Source organism: Stenotrophomonas sp. YJH_SMC_27 (assembly GCF_059369815.1).
Map to the genome: position 1 here is coordinate 229424 of NZ_JCAFTA010000002.1, position 14599 is coordinate 244022.

The 14599-nt window shown below is 68.7% G+C and carries 9 protein-coding genes; 2 read left to right on the plus strand and 7 right to left on the minus strand.

Annotation, left to right across the window (positions count from 1 at the left end; translation table 11 throughout):
* Positions 1-32: 32 nt before the first annotated feature.
* The 7 genes from glgX to glgA are packed head-to-tail and all read right to left on the minus strand — an operon-like array spanning position 33 to position 12162.
* Entirely contained in the window at positions 33-2153 is a 2121-nt protein-coding gene (gene glgX / locus AC5P7R_RS04590; protein WP_155029670.1) for a glycogen debranching protein GlgX, read from the minus strand.
* On the minus strand, positions 2140-2310 hold the full coding sequence (locus AC5P7R_RS04595; protein WP_080352942.1) for a DUF2934 domain-containing protein: 171 nt from the start codon (positions 2308-2310) through the stop codon (positions 2140-2142). The genes glgX and AC5P7R_RS04595 overlap by 14 nt, the downstream gene beginning before the upstream one ends.
* A complete protein-coding gene (gene treY / locus AC5P7R_RS04600) occupies positions 2279-4852 on the minus strand; it encodes a malto-oligosyltrehalose synthase (protein WP_227853837.1) in 2574 nt (857 codons plus the stop codon). Before treY ends, AC5P7R_RS04595 begins: the two co-directional genes overlap by 32 nt.
* Complete coding sequence (locus AC5P7R_RS04605) at positions 4849-6693, minus strand: 4-alpha-glucanotransferase (RefSeq protein WP_134729029.1); 1845 nt, start codon at positions 6691-6693, stop codon at positions 4849-4851. The genes treY and AC5P7R_RS04605 overlap by 4 nt, the downstream gene beginning before the upstream one ends.
* Positions 6690-8408 carry a malto-oligosyltrehalose trehalohydrolase gene (treZ, locus tag AC5P7R_RS04610; RefSeq protein ID WP_495213772.1) on the minus strand — a complete coding sequence of 573 codons (1719 nt, stop codon included), beginning with the start codon at positions 8406-8408 and terminating at the stop codon, positions 6690-6692. Before treZ ends, AC5P7R_RS04605 begins: the two co-directional genes overlap by 4 nt.
* Positions 8405-10639: a 1,4-alpha-glucan branching enzyme gene (locus AC5P7R_RS04615; RefSeq protein ID WP_134735849.1), complete on the minus strand. Its 2235-nt coding sequence runs from the start codon at positions 10637-10639 to the stop codon at positions 8405-8407. Before AC5P7R_RS04615 ends, treZ begins: the two co-directional genes overlap by 4 nt.
* Entirely contained in the window at positions 10636-12162 is a 1527-nt protein-coding gene (glgA, locus tag AC5P7R_RS04620) for a glycogen synthase GlgA (RefSeq protein WP_134735850.1), read from the minus strand. Before glgA ends, AC5P7R_RS04615 begins: the two co-directional genes overlap by 4 nt.
* A 439-nt stretch (positions 12163-12601) precedes the next feature.
* On the opposite strand from glgA, the gene AC5P7R_RS04625 reads away from it, so the two are divergent.
* Positions 12602-13030 (plus strand): PAS domain-containing protein, encoded by a 429-nt coding sequence (locus AC5P7R_RS04625; protein ID WP_134729023.1) that lies wholly within the window; start codon positions 12602-12604, stop codon positions 13028-13030.
* Positions 13027-14556 carry a diflavin oxidoreductase gene (locus AC5P7R_RS04630; protein WP_495213773.1) on the plus strand — a complete coding sequence of 510 codons (1530 nt, stop codon included), beginning with the start codon at positions 13027-13029 and terminating at the stop codon, positions 14554-14556. Before AC5P7R_RS04625 ends, AC5P7R_RS04630 begins: the two co-directional genes overlap by 4 nt.
* Positions 14557-14599: the final 43 nt, after the last annotated feature.

Sequence of the window (14599 nt, forward strand, 5' to 3'; positions counted from 1 at the left end):
GCCCGGCGCACCGTAGTGGCGCAGCAGTGCAATCACGCGCTGCTGCTTGCCGCCAGCAGGCACAGGCTGCGCGGCGGCAGCGTCCAGGCGCCTTCCTCATCCGGCTCCAACGGCGTTTCGTCGGTCTGCAGGAGTACGCGCCGGAACGACAGGGCGTCGTCTGACACACAGAACCGCTGCGGCTGCTCGCCGGCGTTCAACAGCAGGGCCAGGCTGACATGCCGCCCGGGCTCGCGCAGGCCACTGTCCGGACTGCGACCGTCCAGCACGATCAGCAGCGCACGCAGCCCTGCGTCATGCCAGTCCGCTTCCTCCATGCCGCGACCATCGGGATGCCGCCAGTCGATATCGCGCAGGCCCAGCGACTCATCGTACTCGCCGCGCAGGAACCGGTTCCGGCGCAGCAGGCCGTAGCGCCGGCGCAGTGACAGCGCCCGCCGCACGAACGCCACCTGCGCCTGTGCAGCCGGCAATGCTGCGCGCTCCCAGTCGATCCAGCTCAGTGGATTGTCCTGGCAGTAGGCGTTGTTGTTGCCCTGCTGCGAATGGCCGAACTCATCCCCGGCGAGCAGCATCGGCGTGCCCTGCGCGAGCAGCAGCGTGGCCAGCAGGTTGCGCATCTGCCGCGCACGCAACGAAAGGATCGCCGCATCATCGGTGTCTCCCTCCACGCCGTGGTTGCTGGAAAGGTTGTGCGAGTGGCCGTCACGGTTGTCCTCGCCGTTGGCCTCGTTGTGGCGATCGTTGTAGCTGACCAGATCGTGCAGGGTGAATCCATCATGCGCGGTCACCAGATTGATGCTGGCCGACGGCCGCCTGCCGTGGTGTTCGAACAGGTCGGCCGAGCCGGTGAAGCGCGTGGCAAACTCCGCCAGCTGCCCGCCATCGCCACGCCACAGCGCGCGCACCGTGTCGCGGAAGCGGTCGTTCCATTCGGCCCAGCCCGGCGGAAACTGGCCCAGCTGGTAGCCGCCCGGGCCGATGTCCCATGGCTCGGCAATCAGCTTCACCTGGCTCAGGATCGGGTCCTGGCGTACCGCATCGAGGAAGCTGCCCGAGGCGTCGAAGCCATGCCGTTCGCGGCCGAGGATGGTTGCCAGGTCGAAGCGGAACCCATCCACCCGCATCTCGGTCACCCAGTAGCGCAGAGAGTCCATGACCATGCGCAGCGCACCGGCATTGGTCAGGTCGAACGTATTTCCGGTGCCGGTATCGTTGATGTAGTAGCGGCGATCATCGGCCAGGCGGTAGTAGCTGGCGTTGTCGATGCCCTTGAAGGACAGCGTAGGGCCCAGCTCATTGCCTTCGGCGGTGTGGTTGTAGACCACGTCCAGGATCACTTCGATGCCGGCATTGTGCAACCGCGCGACCATCTGCTTGAACTCGGCCACGATGCCCAGCGACAGGTAGCGAGGCTGCGGCGCGAAGAAGCCGATGGTGTTGTACCCCCAGTAATTGCGCAGCCCGCGCTCGAGCAGCTGCTGGTCATCGACGTATGCGTGCACGGGTAGCAGTTCGATGGCGGTCACGCCCAGATGGCTGAGGTGGTCGACCACTGCGTCATGGCGCAGGGCAGAGAAGGTGCCACGCTCGGCCTGCGGGACATCGGGATGCTGCATGGTCAGCCCGCGCACATGCGCTTCGTAGATCACGGTCCGGTCCCAGGGCGTGGCAGGTGCACGCTCGACACCCCAGCTGAAGGCCGGGTCGATCACGGCGCAGCGCGGCATGTAGCTGGCGCTGTCGCGGCGGTCGAAACTGAGATCGCCATCGCGGTGACCCAGGGTGTAGCCGAACAGGTGGGGGGCCCACTTCAGTTCGCCGACGATCTGCTTGGCGTAGGGGTCCAGCAGCAGCTTGTTGGGATTGAAGCGATGGCCCTCTTCCGGCGCATACGGGCCGTGCACCCGGTAGCCGTAACGCTGCCCGGGCCGCACGTCCGGCAGGTAACCATGCCAGATCTCGTTGGTGTACTCGGGCAGCGCGATGCGTTCCACTTCGCGGTTGCGTCCATCGAACAGGCAGAGTTCCACCCGTGTGGCATGCCGCGAGTACAGTGCGAAGTTCACACCCAACCCGTCCCAGGTCGCCCCCAGCGGGAAGGGCCGGCCTTCGCGCACGCGCGAGGTCTGCGTCCACTTACGGCTCGCCATCAGTGCCCTCCTCCCCGCGCGCGGCGGCAATCTCGGCTTCCACCAGCCGCTCGGCCATGTGCCAGTGCCGTTGCTGCTGGTCGTCCGGGCGCCCTTCTGCCTCCCAGATCTGGTGGGCAAGTGCCTCAATCCGCTGCCGTCGTTCCCTGCTGTCCATCCCTACCTGTCTCCTCGTTGATCCATATCGCCAACGGGCTGCCAGCCAGAAGCCCGGCCACGTCCGCGGTTGCGTTGAAATGTTCGATGCGCCCGTCCAGGACATTGCGCATGGGGCCTGCCGGCAGCCCACGCAGCGTCACGCCGCTGCCGACGTCGCGCGGAATGTGCAGGCTGGGCCCCGGCATGGTGGTGGGCGAACTTCGCCGTACGACCACCAGCAGCACCTGCGCCTGATGCCTGCGCGTGAACGCCAGCCACGGCGAGCGCGCAGGCGCGGACAGCGGCTGCAGCGCGCCGTGCAGGAAAAGATGCGGGTGCCTGCGGCGGCAATCGAGCAACTGCCGGAGCAGGAATGCCTTGATCCCACCGTCCCGCCAGTCATCCAGCAGCGCGGGCCACCCGCGCGCATCACGCAGCCACGCGTGCCGCGCCGGATAGTCCACCGCGTGCCGGTTGTCCGGGTCCACCAGGCTCAGGTCCCAGCCTTCGCCGCCCTGGTAGAGGTCGGGCACGCCGGGCAGGCAGTGCTGCAGGCACAGCTGTGCCAGGCCGTTGCAGGCGCCCGCCGGCGCGATGCGCGCCACGAACGTCGCCAGCGCCTCCCGCACCGGCTGCAACGGCGCTCCATCCAGCAGCGCGTGCAGCCACTGCGCGGCGCCCTCCTCCACGGCCACGTTGGGATCGGACCAGCTGCTGACCCGTTTACCCTCGCGCAATGCCTTGGTCAGCCATTGCACCATCCTCGATGCGAAGTCGGCGCCGGGGGTACCGTGCATCGGCCACGCGGCGACGAGCGCCTGCCATAGCGCATAGGTCTCGGCACCCGGCAACGGCATCGGCGCGCCGGCGTGGGTCGCCATCCGGCTCCAGCGCCGCACCGCGTCCCGCCACTCGACCGTGCAGGTACTGAGAACCGCCAGCCGTGCCCGGCTGTCGGCCCCGCGCTTGTGATCGTGGGTGGCCAGCGCAAGCAGCGCCCTGGGATGGCGCCGCAGGCGCCCGGCTGCATGTTCCAGCAGCTCGCGCCCTTCCATGCCCAGCCGCTGCGGATCACTGCCGACTTCGTTGCGCGACAGCAGCCTGAAATAGCGATAGAACCCGGTATCTTCCACCGACTTGGCATTCAGCGGCGCGGCCAGCTGCCCGAACCGTACGCGCAGCTCGGTTTCAGCCGGCGCCTGGCCGGGAAGTGCCTGCAGCAGCAGATCCAGCGCGGCGCGTGCGGCACCGTCCAGCGCCTCGCGCGCAGCACCGGCAGCGTCCACCAGCGCCTTTCGTTCACCCGCCCCCTCCAGCGAATAGGGCCGGTAGGTGCGGTAATGCCGCAGCAATGAAGCCAATGCGCGTGCCAGCGCAGCCACTCCGATATCGGCCTCGGCCAGCCGGGGCTGCAGGACCTGCTGCGCACTGCGCAGCAGCCGCTGGAAGTCTGCGTGAAGGCCCTGGCGCAACATCATGCCGCGAGCGTCCTGCTGAATCCGGTCAAAGCTGCGCGAGTCACCGCCCAGCGCCTGCCACGTGCGCGAGAGCGCGGGGGCAGCCGCCGGATCGTGCAACCAGGCACCGGTCTGGTCCATGAAGTCATAGCCGGTGGTACCGTCGCAGGCCCAGCTGTCGGGCAGCTGCTCGCCCTCGGCCAGTATCTTCTCCACATGCAGGCTCACCGCCTGCGGATCACGACCGCCGGCCGCACAGGCTGCGTCGAGCGATTCACGAAGGCGCCGCAGGTAGGCGCCCGGGGAGGACAGGCCATCCACATGATCGATACGCAGGCCGTCCACCCGTCCCGCGCGTACCAACCGCAGCGGCAGCGCATGCACCGCCTCGAACACGTCGTCGCGCTCCACCCGCAGCGCGGCCAGTTCATTGATATCGAAAAAGCGCCGGTAGTTCACCTGATCGCCCGCCGTGCGCCACCAGGCCAGCCGGTAGTGCTGCCGCTGCAGCAGCGTATGCAGCCGTTCAACGCTGCGGTTGCAGCGCTCGGCCCACGCCGGCCACTGCGCGGGGTCCAGTGGATGGCTGCGCGGCGACAAGGGCAACGCCAGACCATGGTGGCGCAGCACGGGACGCGCGTTGTCCACCACCACGCGCACTACGCCATCGCGCACCGCGTCGTGCAACGGCCGGTCCAGTGCAGGCAGCCAGAGCCGGCCCTCGCAGCCCGGCGCCTCCCAGTCGATGTCAAACCATTCTGCGTGCGGGCTTCGACGCCCGTGCATCAGCACATCGTTCCACCAATGGCTGTGCGCGGACGCCGCCAGATGGTTGGGTACGATGTCGAGGATCAGGCCCATGCCGTGCGCGCGCGTCGCTGTGGCCAGTTGCCGGAAGGCTTCTTCGCCGCCCAGTTCCGGATTGATGCGGGCCGGGTCGATGCCATCGTAGCCATGCGTAGACCCGGGCAGCGCAGCGGTGATCGGCGACAGGTAAAGGTGGCTGACGCCCAGCGCGGCGTAGTACGGCAGCTGCGTCGCGGCGGCCTCGAGGTCGAAGCCTGCATGCAATTGCAGGCGTACGGTGGCACGCAATGGAGTCATCGCCGCTCCCTCCGCCGCGTGGCGCTGAAGCGGGCAATACGTGCGTCAACCGCGTCCTGGTCCCACGCTAGCGGTAGCCGCCGGCGCCAGTTCGGATGGCCGTTGACGGTGCCCGGCAGGTTCACCTGCGCGCGACTGCCCAGGGCGTCTTCCAGCGGGAGCAGCGCCAGCCGTGACGATGCGTGCGCGACCAGCGACAGCGCACGCGCTTCAAGCGTGGCCCCCTCGCCCCGGGCGACTGCGGACAGCGCCTGGACCTCTCTGGAGCGCGCGTGCAGCGCCGACGGAAGCCCGCTCAGCTCACCCAGGCGGGCGCGCCAGCGCAGGTCGCGCCCGTGCAGCCAGCCGGACAGCGGTGGCAGATCATGGGTGGAGGGCATGGCCACCGCATCGCGGCGCCACCGTGGCGCCGGCAGGAAGCGCTCACCGTTGCGGGCGAACGGCAGCACCTCGATGCCCAGGATGCCGCGGGCTGCCAGCCGCTGGCGAACGCCCGGCGGCACCACGCCCAGGTCTTCACCAATCAGCACGCAGCGATGCCGCCACGATTCCAGCACCAGCAGGTTGATCAGATCATCGAACGGATAGCGCAGGTAAACGCCCTGCCCGGCGCCCGCCCCGCGGGGAAGCACCCACAGGCGCTGCAGGCCAAGGATATGGTCGATGCGCAGCCCGCCACGGCCGGCCATCACAGCGCGCAGCACGCGGATGAACGGCTCAAAGCCCTCGCGCTGCAGGGCGAAGGGTGACCAGCTGGTGATACCCCAGGCCTGGCCCAGCGGATTGAACGCATCCGGCGGCGCGCCCAGTTCAAGACCCTGCAGCAGTTGGTCGCCGCCGGTCCGCGCCTCGACGCCCTGCGGTGCGCAACCCACCGCCAGATCCGCGATCAGCCCGATCGACGCGCCGTCGTTGCGCAATCCCGCCTGCACCTGCGCCCAGCCCTGCCGCGCCAACCATTGCGCAAACGCATGGTCGTCGGCGCTTCCAGTGAACCGGTCGGCGGCGTGCTGGCAATAGCGCAGCAGGGGTTCGCCTTGCGCATCGCGCCACGTCTGCATCTGTTCGCACTGTGCCGGCGCCTGCTGCCGCAGCCACTGGTGCACCTGGCGCAGCCAGCGCCACTTCAACGCCGCCGAGTGCGGCCAGTGGATGCGGCGCGCTGCGGTGGCGGCTGCAACTGCCGTTGCCAGTGCTTGGTCTTCAGCCAGCACGGCGTCGGCTGCCTCCGGCAGTACCTGCGGCAGGGACACCTGCAGTGGATCGAGCCAGTGCCGGTCGCTGGGCGAATAGGGGCTGTAGCCTGGCCCAGGTGGCAAGCCGGCATGCAGCGGGCTCAACGCCACTGCATCGCCGCCGTGACGGTGCAGCAGTTCGCTCCATCGTGCACAGCCGGCGCTGTCACCGATGCCAGCGTCGCAAGAGGCGCGAAGGCTGTAGACCTGCGCCGACAGGCCCCAGCCGCGCAGCGTGCCCTGCGGCCACCAGGCACGTTGTGGCGCCACCGCAACCGCCTGTTGCCGGTCGCCCCGGCGCCACTGCCAGTAACCCGGCTGGTCCGGCACGCGCCAGCGCCCTTGCGCATCGGCGCGTGCCGGCAGCACTGCGCCATGCTCATCCACCCAGCACGCTGCGCCGGCTGCGTCCGGCATCGCCAGCAGCTGTCCACAGCAGGCCGTGCGCAGGCCACCGTGCTCGGGCGCTGCATCGCCCTGCAGCCCCTCCAGCACCGCGCGCAGCACGTCCGGTGCGACTTCGCGCTCGACACCGGCCACGTCGGTCCAGCGAACCAGCAGGCCCGCGCGCCGTGCCGCCTCCAGAACCGCCGCATCGGTCCTCATGCGGCGACCCAACAGGCAAGCACGCCGCCGCCTGCGGGCAGCAACGTGGCAGCGTCCGGCCCTACAACGTGCTCCCCGGCCGGCATCGCATGCACCACCGGCGACGGGCCGACATTGACCGCGATCCACCACTGGCCCGACGGCAGCTGCCAGCCCGCCTGCACCGCGCCTTCGCCCAGCACGCGCGCACCCAACGACCGCGCCTGCAGCAACCCGGGTTGCAGATAGCGCCTGCGCAGTGCCAGAAACCCGCTCGTGCAGCGCAGCCAGTCCTGCGACCAGGGATCATCGCCGGGCGGCGACGTGTAGGACGCCTGCAGGGTGGCCGGGTCGTTCGGGTCGGGAATACGCGCGCGCGAGGCGGCGTCGGCAAAGGCGCTGAAACCAGCGAACTCGCGGCGACGCCCTTCGCGCAACGCCTCGTCCAGCGGCGGCGCGTAGTCGGTGAAGAACAGGAACGGCGATTGCGCCTGCCACGGTTCGCCCATGAACAGCAGCGGGATCATCGGCGTCAGCAGGGTCAACGCCAGCGCCGCACGCAGCCGCGCAGGATCGGTCAGCATCGACAGGCGCTCGCCGAGAGCGCGGTTGCCTACCTGATCGTGGTTCTGCGCGAATACCACAAAACGCGCGGGCGACAGGTCGGCGCTGGGTTCGCCGCGGGGATCGCCGCGCAGGTCCGGTTCACCCTGCCAGGCGAATCCTTCGGCCAGGCAGCGCGCCAGCAGTGCTTCGGCGCGACCGGCATAGGCCGCGTAATAGCCCTCCTGCTCGCCGGTCAGCATCACGTGCAGCGCATTGTGGAAGTCATCGTTCCACTGCCCCTGGTAGGCGCCGCGCAGCCACCGCGCCTGGTTGCGCTCGTTCTCCAGCACCAGGTGCGCGTGCGGGGCCACCGCACGTACCTCATCGGCCAGCTGCTGGAGGAAACGGTCATCGTCAATGGCGTGCACCGCGTCCAGGCGCAGGCCATCGAAGCCGTAGTCGCGCAACCACATCAGCGCGTTGTCGATGAAAAAGCGCCGCACCCAGGGCTGGCGGAAGTCGATGGCCTCGCCCCACGGCGTGCTGCGGTCGTCACGGAAGAACCCGCGCGCGTAGTCGCGCAGGTGGTTGCCCTGTGGTCCGAAGTGGTTGTAGACCACATCCAGCAGCACCGACAGCCCTGCATCGTGCGCCGCTTCGATGAAGGCCCTCAGCGCTGCCGGCCCGCCATAGGCATGGGCCGGCGCATACGGGAACACGCCGTCGTAGCCCCAGTTGCGCTGGCCGGGAAACTGCGCGACCGGCATCAGTTCAATGGCGGTGATGCCCAGCGCGGCCAGCATCGGCAGCTGCGCGGTCAACGCCGCGAAGCCGCCGCCGGCCTCGATGTGTGCTTCATAGATCACCAGATCCTGCCAGGCATGCCCGCGCCAAGCGGGTTGCGCCATGGCCGTGTCCAGCACCACCGCGCTGTCTCCGTCGATGCCGTCCGGCTGCCAGCGCGAGGCCGGGTCGGGCACGTCCTGACCGGAAGGAAGGCGAAAACGGTAGCGGTCGCCATGCGATGCCGGTGTCCGCAGCCAGTGGCAGCCGTCCGCGTCACGTTGCATCGGCTGTTGCGTGCCGCGCAGGCACAGCGCCATCGTCCTTGCGTCCGGTGCCCACACACGGAACTCCACCCTGTCACCAGCCACAGGCCATGCGCCCAGGCGCGGCGTTACTGCCGTCATGCATCAACCTGCAGATACAGCGTGGACAGCGGCGGCAGGGTCAGCCGCAGCGACTGGGCGTGACCATGCATCGGCCTCGGCTCGGTATGCACTGCACCGAGGTTTCCCGCATTGCCGCCACCGTAATACGCGCTGTCGGTGTTGAGCCGTTCGCTCCAACGCCCCGGGTGCGGCACGCCGACCCGGTAGCCGTCGCGACGTACCGGAGTGAAGTTGCTCACCACCAGCAGGGTGCGGCCGCTGCCGGCCGGATCCCGGCGGATGAACGCGTAAACGCTGTTGCGGCTGTCGTCGGCCACGCTCCAATCGAAACCGCGTTCGTCGCGCTCGTCGCGATGCAACGCGGGTTCGGCGCGGAGCACGCTGTTGAGGTCTCGCACCAGGCGCGACAGGCCCTGGCCCTCACTGCTGGCCGCCTGTGCCCAGTCCAGTACCGCATCGTGCGACCACTCGTGGCCCTGGCCGAACTCGCCGCCCATGAACAGCAGTTTGCTGCCCGGGTGCGCCCACATGAAACCGTAGTACGCGCGGAGCTGGGCCAGCCGCTGCGCCGGCTCGCCCGTCATCTTGGCCAGCAGCGCTCCCTTGCCATGCACCACCTCGTCATGCGACAGCGGCAACACGAACCGTTCGGAGAAGGCGTAGACCAGGCCGAAGCTGATCTCGCTGTGGTGATGCTGGCGATGGACTGGATCGCGTCCCAGGTACTGCAGGGTGTCGTGCATCCAGCCCATGTTCCATTTGTGGGTGAAGCCAAGCCCGCCCTCCTCCACCGGCGCGGTCACCCCCGGCCACGCGGTGGATTCCTCGGCGATCACCAGCACATCCGGGAAACGCTCACGCAGCGCCTGGTTCATCCGCCGCAGGAACGCGACCGCCTGCAGGTTCTCGCGCCCGCCCTGCTCGTTGGGTATCCACTCCCCCTCGGCACGGCTGTAATCCCGGTACAGCATCGACGCCACAGCATCCACGCGCAGACCGTCGATATGGAACCGCTCCACCCACTCCAAGGCACTGCCGATCAGGTAGGCAGCCACTTCGTTGCGGCCGTAGTTGTAGATCAGCGTGTCCCAGTCGGCGTGCACCCCTTCGCGCGGGTCGGCATGCTCGTACAGCGCGGTGCCATCGAACCCGGCCAGGCCATGCGCATCGTTCGGGAAGTGCGCGCTCACCCAGTCCAAGATCACCCCCACGCCGGCCTGGTGGCAGCGGTCCACGAAGCGTGCGAAGGCCTGCGGCGTGCCATGGCGCGCCGTCGGCGCGTAGATGCCCAGCGGCTGATAGCCCCAGGAACCGCCAAAGGGATGCTCGCTGACCGGCAGCAGCTCGATGTGGGTAAAGCCGAGTCCGGCCACGTACGGAATCAACCGGTCGGCCAGGGCGTCCCAGTCCAGCGGCGCACCCTCGTCGCTGCGCTGCCAGGAGCCCGCATGTACTTCGTAGATGGACAGCGGTGCGCAGGTTCCGGCCTGGCGCCGGGCCTCCAACCAGGCGTCATCGTGCCACTGCATCGGCGCCGCCGAAGGCACCCGCGAAGCGGTGGCCGGTGGCAGCTCGGCCCAGCGCGCCATCGGGTCGAACTTGTCGGGCATCACCCGGCCGTCGGCGCCGACGATGCGGAATTTGTAGCGGGCACCGGCCTGCACGCCCGGCAGGAACAGCTCCCACACGCCGGCGGTGTGACGCAGCCGCATCGGATGGCGTCGGCCATCCCATCCATTGAAATCGCCAACCACCGCGACCCGCTGGGCATTGGGTGCCCACACCGCGAAGCGCACGCCCGCGATGCCCTGCACCTGCATCGGCACCGCCCCCAGCTGCCGCGCCGCATCGGCATCACCGGCATGGAACCGCTGCAGCAGTGCTTCGTCCAACAGTGGACCGAACGCATAGGCATCGTGCACCTGCTCCACGCCCTGTTCGAAATGCAGGGCAAGCAACGGTATCGCCGCGTCACCGGCCGCGCCCTCGAACAGGCCGGGCAACGGGCCAGGAGACAGGTCCCAGCGTTGCCCATCGTCTGCAATCACCTCGACGCGCTGCGCGTGCGGCACCAGCACGCGCAGCTGGCGTCCGCCTTCTGGCTGGCGATGCGGGCCCAGCCAGGCAAATGCATCGGCCGGGCGCGCGTGGACGAGGTCCTGCAGCGCCGGGGCGATACGCTGATCCAATCCCGTCTCCGTGATCGCTTCATCCTCCAGGGCGACCAGATGCAGGCTGTCGTGGCTCATGCAGCCACCTGGCAGGTCTGCTGGTACAGGGCCAGATAGGCGCGTCCGGCCGCATCCCAGCCACCCGGCCGCAGCATGGCCGCGCGGCGCATGGCCTGCAGCAGGCCCGGCAGGCGGAAGGTGCGCATCGCCCGTTCCACGCAGCGGCGCAGTCCATCAGCGTTGGCGCCATGGAACAGGAATCCGGTCACGCCATCCTCGACGGTATCCACCAGCCCGCCGGTCGCGTGCGCGATGGGCAGGCAGCCGAAGCGCTGTGCGTACATCTGGCTCAGCCCGCAGGGTTCGAAGCGTGAAGGCATCAGCAGGAAATCGGCGCCGGCAAACATCTGGCGGGCCAGCGCTTCCTCGAACCCGATGAAGGCGCCCACCCGCCCCGGGTAGCGGCGGGCCAGCGCCTGCACCTGGGCTTCCACCTGCGGCTCGCCACCGCCGATGATGACCAGCTGGCCGCCGGCCGCCACGATCTGGGGCGCCACGTCGCAGGTAATGTCCAGGCCCTTCTGGTGCACCAGCCGCGAGACCACCGCAAACAGCGGGCCGGTCGACGGCGCCAGGCCGAACGCCTTGCGCACCGCATGCGCGTTGGTGGCGCGCCCGGTCCACTCACCAATGCCGAAGTGGGCCTTGAGATGGATATCGCGGCGCGGGTCCCAGCTGGCATCGATACCGTTGACGATGCCACTCAGGTGCCCGCCGGCCGCCCTCCGTGCCAACAGGTCATGCAACCCGCAGCCGTCATCCGGGGCGGTGATCTGCTGCGCGTAGCGCAGGCTGACCGTGTTCAGCCGCGTGGCATTGGTGATGCCGCCCTGCAGGAACGACATCTGACCGTGGAAGTGCAGTTCATCCAGGTGTTCGGCCGGCACGCCCAGCACAGGTGCCAGCGCGTACGGAAACAGCCCCTGGTAAGCCAGGTTGTGGATCGTCAGCAGGGTCGGCACGGCGGTCCGGTCCCAACGTACGTAGGCGGCCGCCATGGCCACCGGCCAGTCATTCAGGTGCAGCAGCTGCGGCGACCAGTCCAGCCCGGCACGCCCTGCCGCGATCTCCGCAGCCGCATGCGAAAGCGTCGCGAAGCGAACCGCGTTGTCCTTCCACTCCTGCCCCTGCCCGTCCACGTAGGGCGAGCCCTCACGCTCGTACAGCTCCGGCGACAGCAAGACGTAGATCGGAAGGCCGTCGGCCTGCACCGCCATGCCGATCGTGCACGCTGGCAAGCCGGCCCGCGCGCTGACGTGCCCCACCCGCTGCAGCTGTGGCAGGCGCTGCAGTACCTCCGGGTAGCCGGGCAGCAGCACGCGCGAATCACACGCACCGCGCACCGCACGCGGCAGGGCCGCAGCGACGTCGCCCAGGCCACCGGCCTTGACGAAGTCCGCCATCTCGGTGGCAACGAACAACACGCGCTGCACCAGTTCCGGCAGATCCAACGGTTGCGAATGGCCGCGGCGCGTGCCGATCGGCACGGGCGTGACGGGAGAGATCGCAACGGGTGAAGCGGACTGGGCGGCGCGGGCCATGGGGATGATCTCGGATGCTTCAGGCAGACAGACGCCAGCGGCGCCCGGACGGGCGCTGGTGCTGGGAAGGAAGTCGACGCAGGACGTGGGGGACGCCAGCGAGAGGCTCAGGACGACAATAGCCCTCCATGCGATCAATCAACCGTGAAGCCATGGCGATTTCTTTGTGACAAGGCGTCATGAGCTCAGTACGCATGAGGTACGCCCGCCAGCCGCCCGTGCCTCTCCTGTAGAGCCGAGCCCACGCTCGGCTGCGGGCAGTCCCGTTGCCGCTCGAGCCGAAGTGGGCTCGGCTTTACAGAGATTCTCCCTGCGACACCCGGTCGCAGGCCTTCGCGCTACGCGCTTGACCAATGTCAAACCGCCCGCTGCCACGCGGGCGTATTCCTATGCAGAACCCGAACACGCCGGCGCTGCCGGCCTCTACAAGGACCCTGCGATGAGCTACTCCCCCGACAACGCCCAGCTCGTGAATGCGCTGCAGAACGTCATGGTGATCTCCACCACCGACCTGCAGGGCAACATCACCTACGCCAATGACCTGTTCTGCACGCTCACCGGCTTCGCCCGCGAGGAACTGATCGGCCAGCCGCACAGCATCGTGCGCCACCCGGATGTGCCCAAGGCGGTCTACAAGGACATGTGGGACACCATCAAGGCCGGCAAGACCTGGACCGGCATCGTGCCCAACCTCGGCAAGGGCGGCGTGCTCTACGTGGTCGACACCACCGTGCAACCGCTGTTCGACGGCGAAGGCAACATCACCTCCTACATCAGCATCCGCCGCGTGGTGAACGACCTGATGCAGAACTACGACCTGGTCGAGTTCAGCAAGGAAAAGTTCGACGACTTCTACGAGGCCGCGTGAACGCCCTCCCGACCAGTACGCCCTTCAGCCGCCTGCTGGTGGGTTTCGCGTCCGAGTCGGGCAATGCCCGCGCCTTGGCCCAGCGCTTGGGCGCGGACCTGCAGCCGCACGCGCCGCAGGTGCTCCCGTTCAACGACATCGACGTGGCCAGTCTCGGCCACGGCGATGTGCTGCTGGCGATTTCCAGCTCGTTCGGCGATGGCGAACCGCCGGCCAATGGCGAGCGGTTCTTCGAAACCCTGCGCCAGACCCCGACGCTGAGCGGCCTGCGCTATGCGGTGTTCGGCCTGGGTGACACCGGCTACCCCAGCTTCTGTGGCTTCACCAAGGCGCTGGATGCTGCGCTGAGCGAGCGCCAGGCGCAGCCGCTGCTGCACCGCGTGGACGCCGACCTGGGTTACGAGCAGTTCTTCCAGCAATGGCAGCCGGTGCTAAGCCAGGTGCTGGGTGGCGACCTCAGCGCTGGCCAAGACCTGCACCTGCAGGTCACCGCCTATGGTGAAGACAATGCCTTTGCCGCCCGCATTCTCGAACGCCGCCGCTTGAACAGCAGCGCCCCCGCTGCCTGGCACCTGCAGCTGGACATTGCCGGCAGTGGCATGGCCTACCGCGCGGGTGACACCCTGCACGTGGTGCCGGAGAACGATCCTGCCCTGCTGCAGGCATTGGCCACTTGGTACGGCGACAGCACCGCCGTGGCCGCCCTGCGCGACCGCGAGCTGCGCCTGCTGAGCAAGAGCGTGCTGCGCGAGCTGGCCCGGCTCGGTGGCAGCGAAACGCTGAAGGGCCTGCTGAAGGTCAGCCAGAAGCGCGAGCTGGACGCCTACCTGCACGGCCTGGACCTGCTGGACGTGCTGCAGGACCACGCCACCCCGGACAGCATGCCGCTGCCGCGGCTGCGTGAACTGCTGTCAGCGCGGCTGCCGCGTGCCTATTCAATCGCCTCGCACCCGCGCGACGACCAGCTGAGCCTGTGCGTGCGCGAAGTGCATTACACCCTGCGCGGCCGCGAGCGCTTCGGCACCGCTACCGGCAGCCTGCTGCACGGTGGCGACCACGCCCGTGTGTACTGCCGTTCCAACCCTGGCTTCCACCTGCCCGATACCGGCCAGACGCCGCTGCTGCTGGTCGGCACCGGCACCGGCATCGCACCGCTGATGGGCCTGATGCAGGAACTGCAGGCCAACGGCTGCGAACGCGAGGTGCACCTGGTGTTTGGCGAGAAGCACAGCAAGCGCGACTACCTGTACCGCGACCAGCTGCAGGACTGGCATACCCGGGGCGTGCTGGCCGGCCTGCATACCGCGTTCTCGCGCGATGGCGCCGAAAAGGTCTATGTGCAGCATGTACTGCGGCAGCGTGGCGATGAAGTGCGCGATGTGCTGGCCCGCGGTGGGCATCTGTACCTGTGCGGCAACAAGCGCCACCTGGAAAGCGCGGTGCGCGAGGCCATCGATGACATCGCTGGCGAAGGGCGCTGGGACGCGCTGCGCGGTGAAGGCCGCACGCACTGTGAGCTGTACTGATCCATGGCCACCGGACCGCACGGACCTTGAACCGGTAGAGCCG

Bases quoted from the DNA above. Each gene is read 5' to 3' on its own strand.
- glgX (WP_155029670.1), bottom strand. From the start codon at position 2,153: ATGGCGAGCCGTAAGTGGACGCAGACCTCGCGCGTGCGCGAAGGCCGG.
- AC5P7R_RS04595 (WP_080352942.1), bottom strand. From the start codon at position 2,310: ATGGACAGCAGGGAACGACGGCAGCGGATTGAGGCACTTGCCCACCAG.
- treY (WP_227853837.1), bottom strand. From the start codon at position 4,852: ATGACTCCATTGCGTGCCACCGTACGCCTGCAATTGCATGCAGGCTTC.
- AC5P7R_RS04605 (WP_134729029.1), bottom strand. From the start codon at position 6,693: ATGAGGACCGATGCGGCGGTTCTGGAGGCGGCACGGCGCGCGGGCCTG.
- treZ (WP_495213772.1), bottom strand. From the start codon at position 8,408: ATGACGGCAGTAACGCCGCGCCTGGGCGCATGGCCTGTGGCTGGTGAC.
- AC5P7R_RS04615 (WP_134735849.1), bottom strand. From the start codon at position 10,639: ATGAGCCACGACAGCCTGCATCTGGTCGCCCTGGAGGATGAAGCGATC.
- glgA (WP_134735850.1), bottom strand. From the start codon at position 12,162: ATGGCCCGCGCCGCCCAGTCCGCTTCACCCGTTGCGATCTCTCCCGTC.
- AC5P7R_RS04625 (WP_134729023.1), top strand. From the start codon at position 12,602: ATGAGCTACTCCCCCGACAACGCCCAGCTCGTGAATGCGCTGCAGAAC.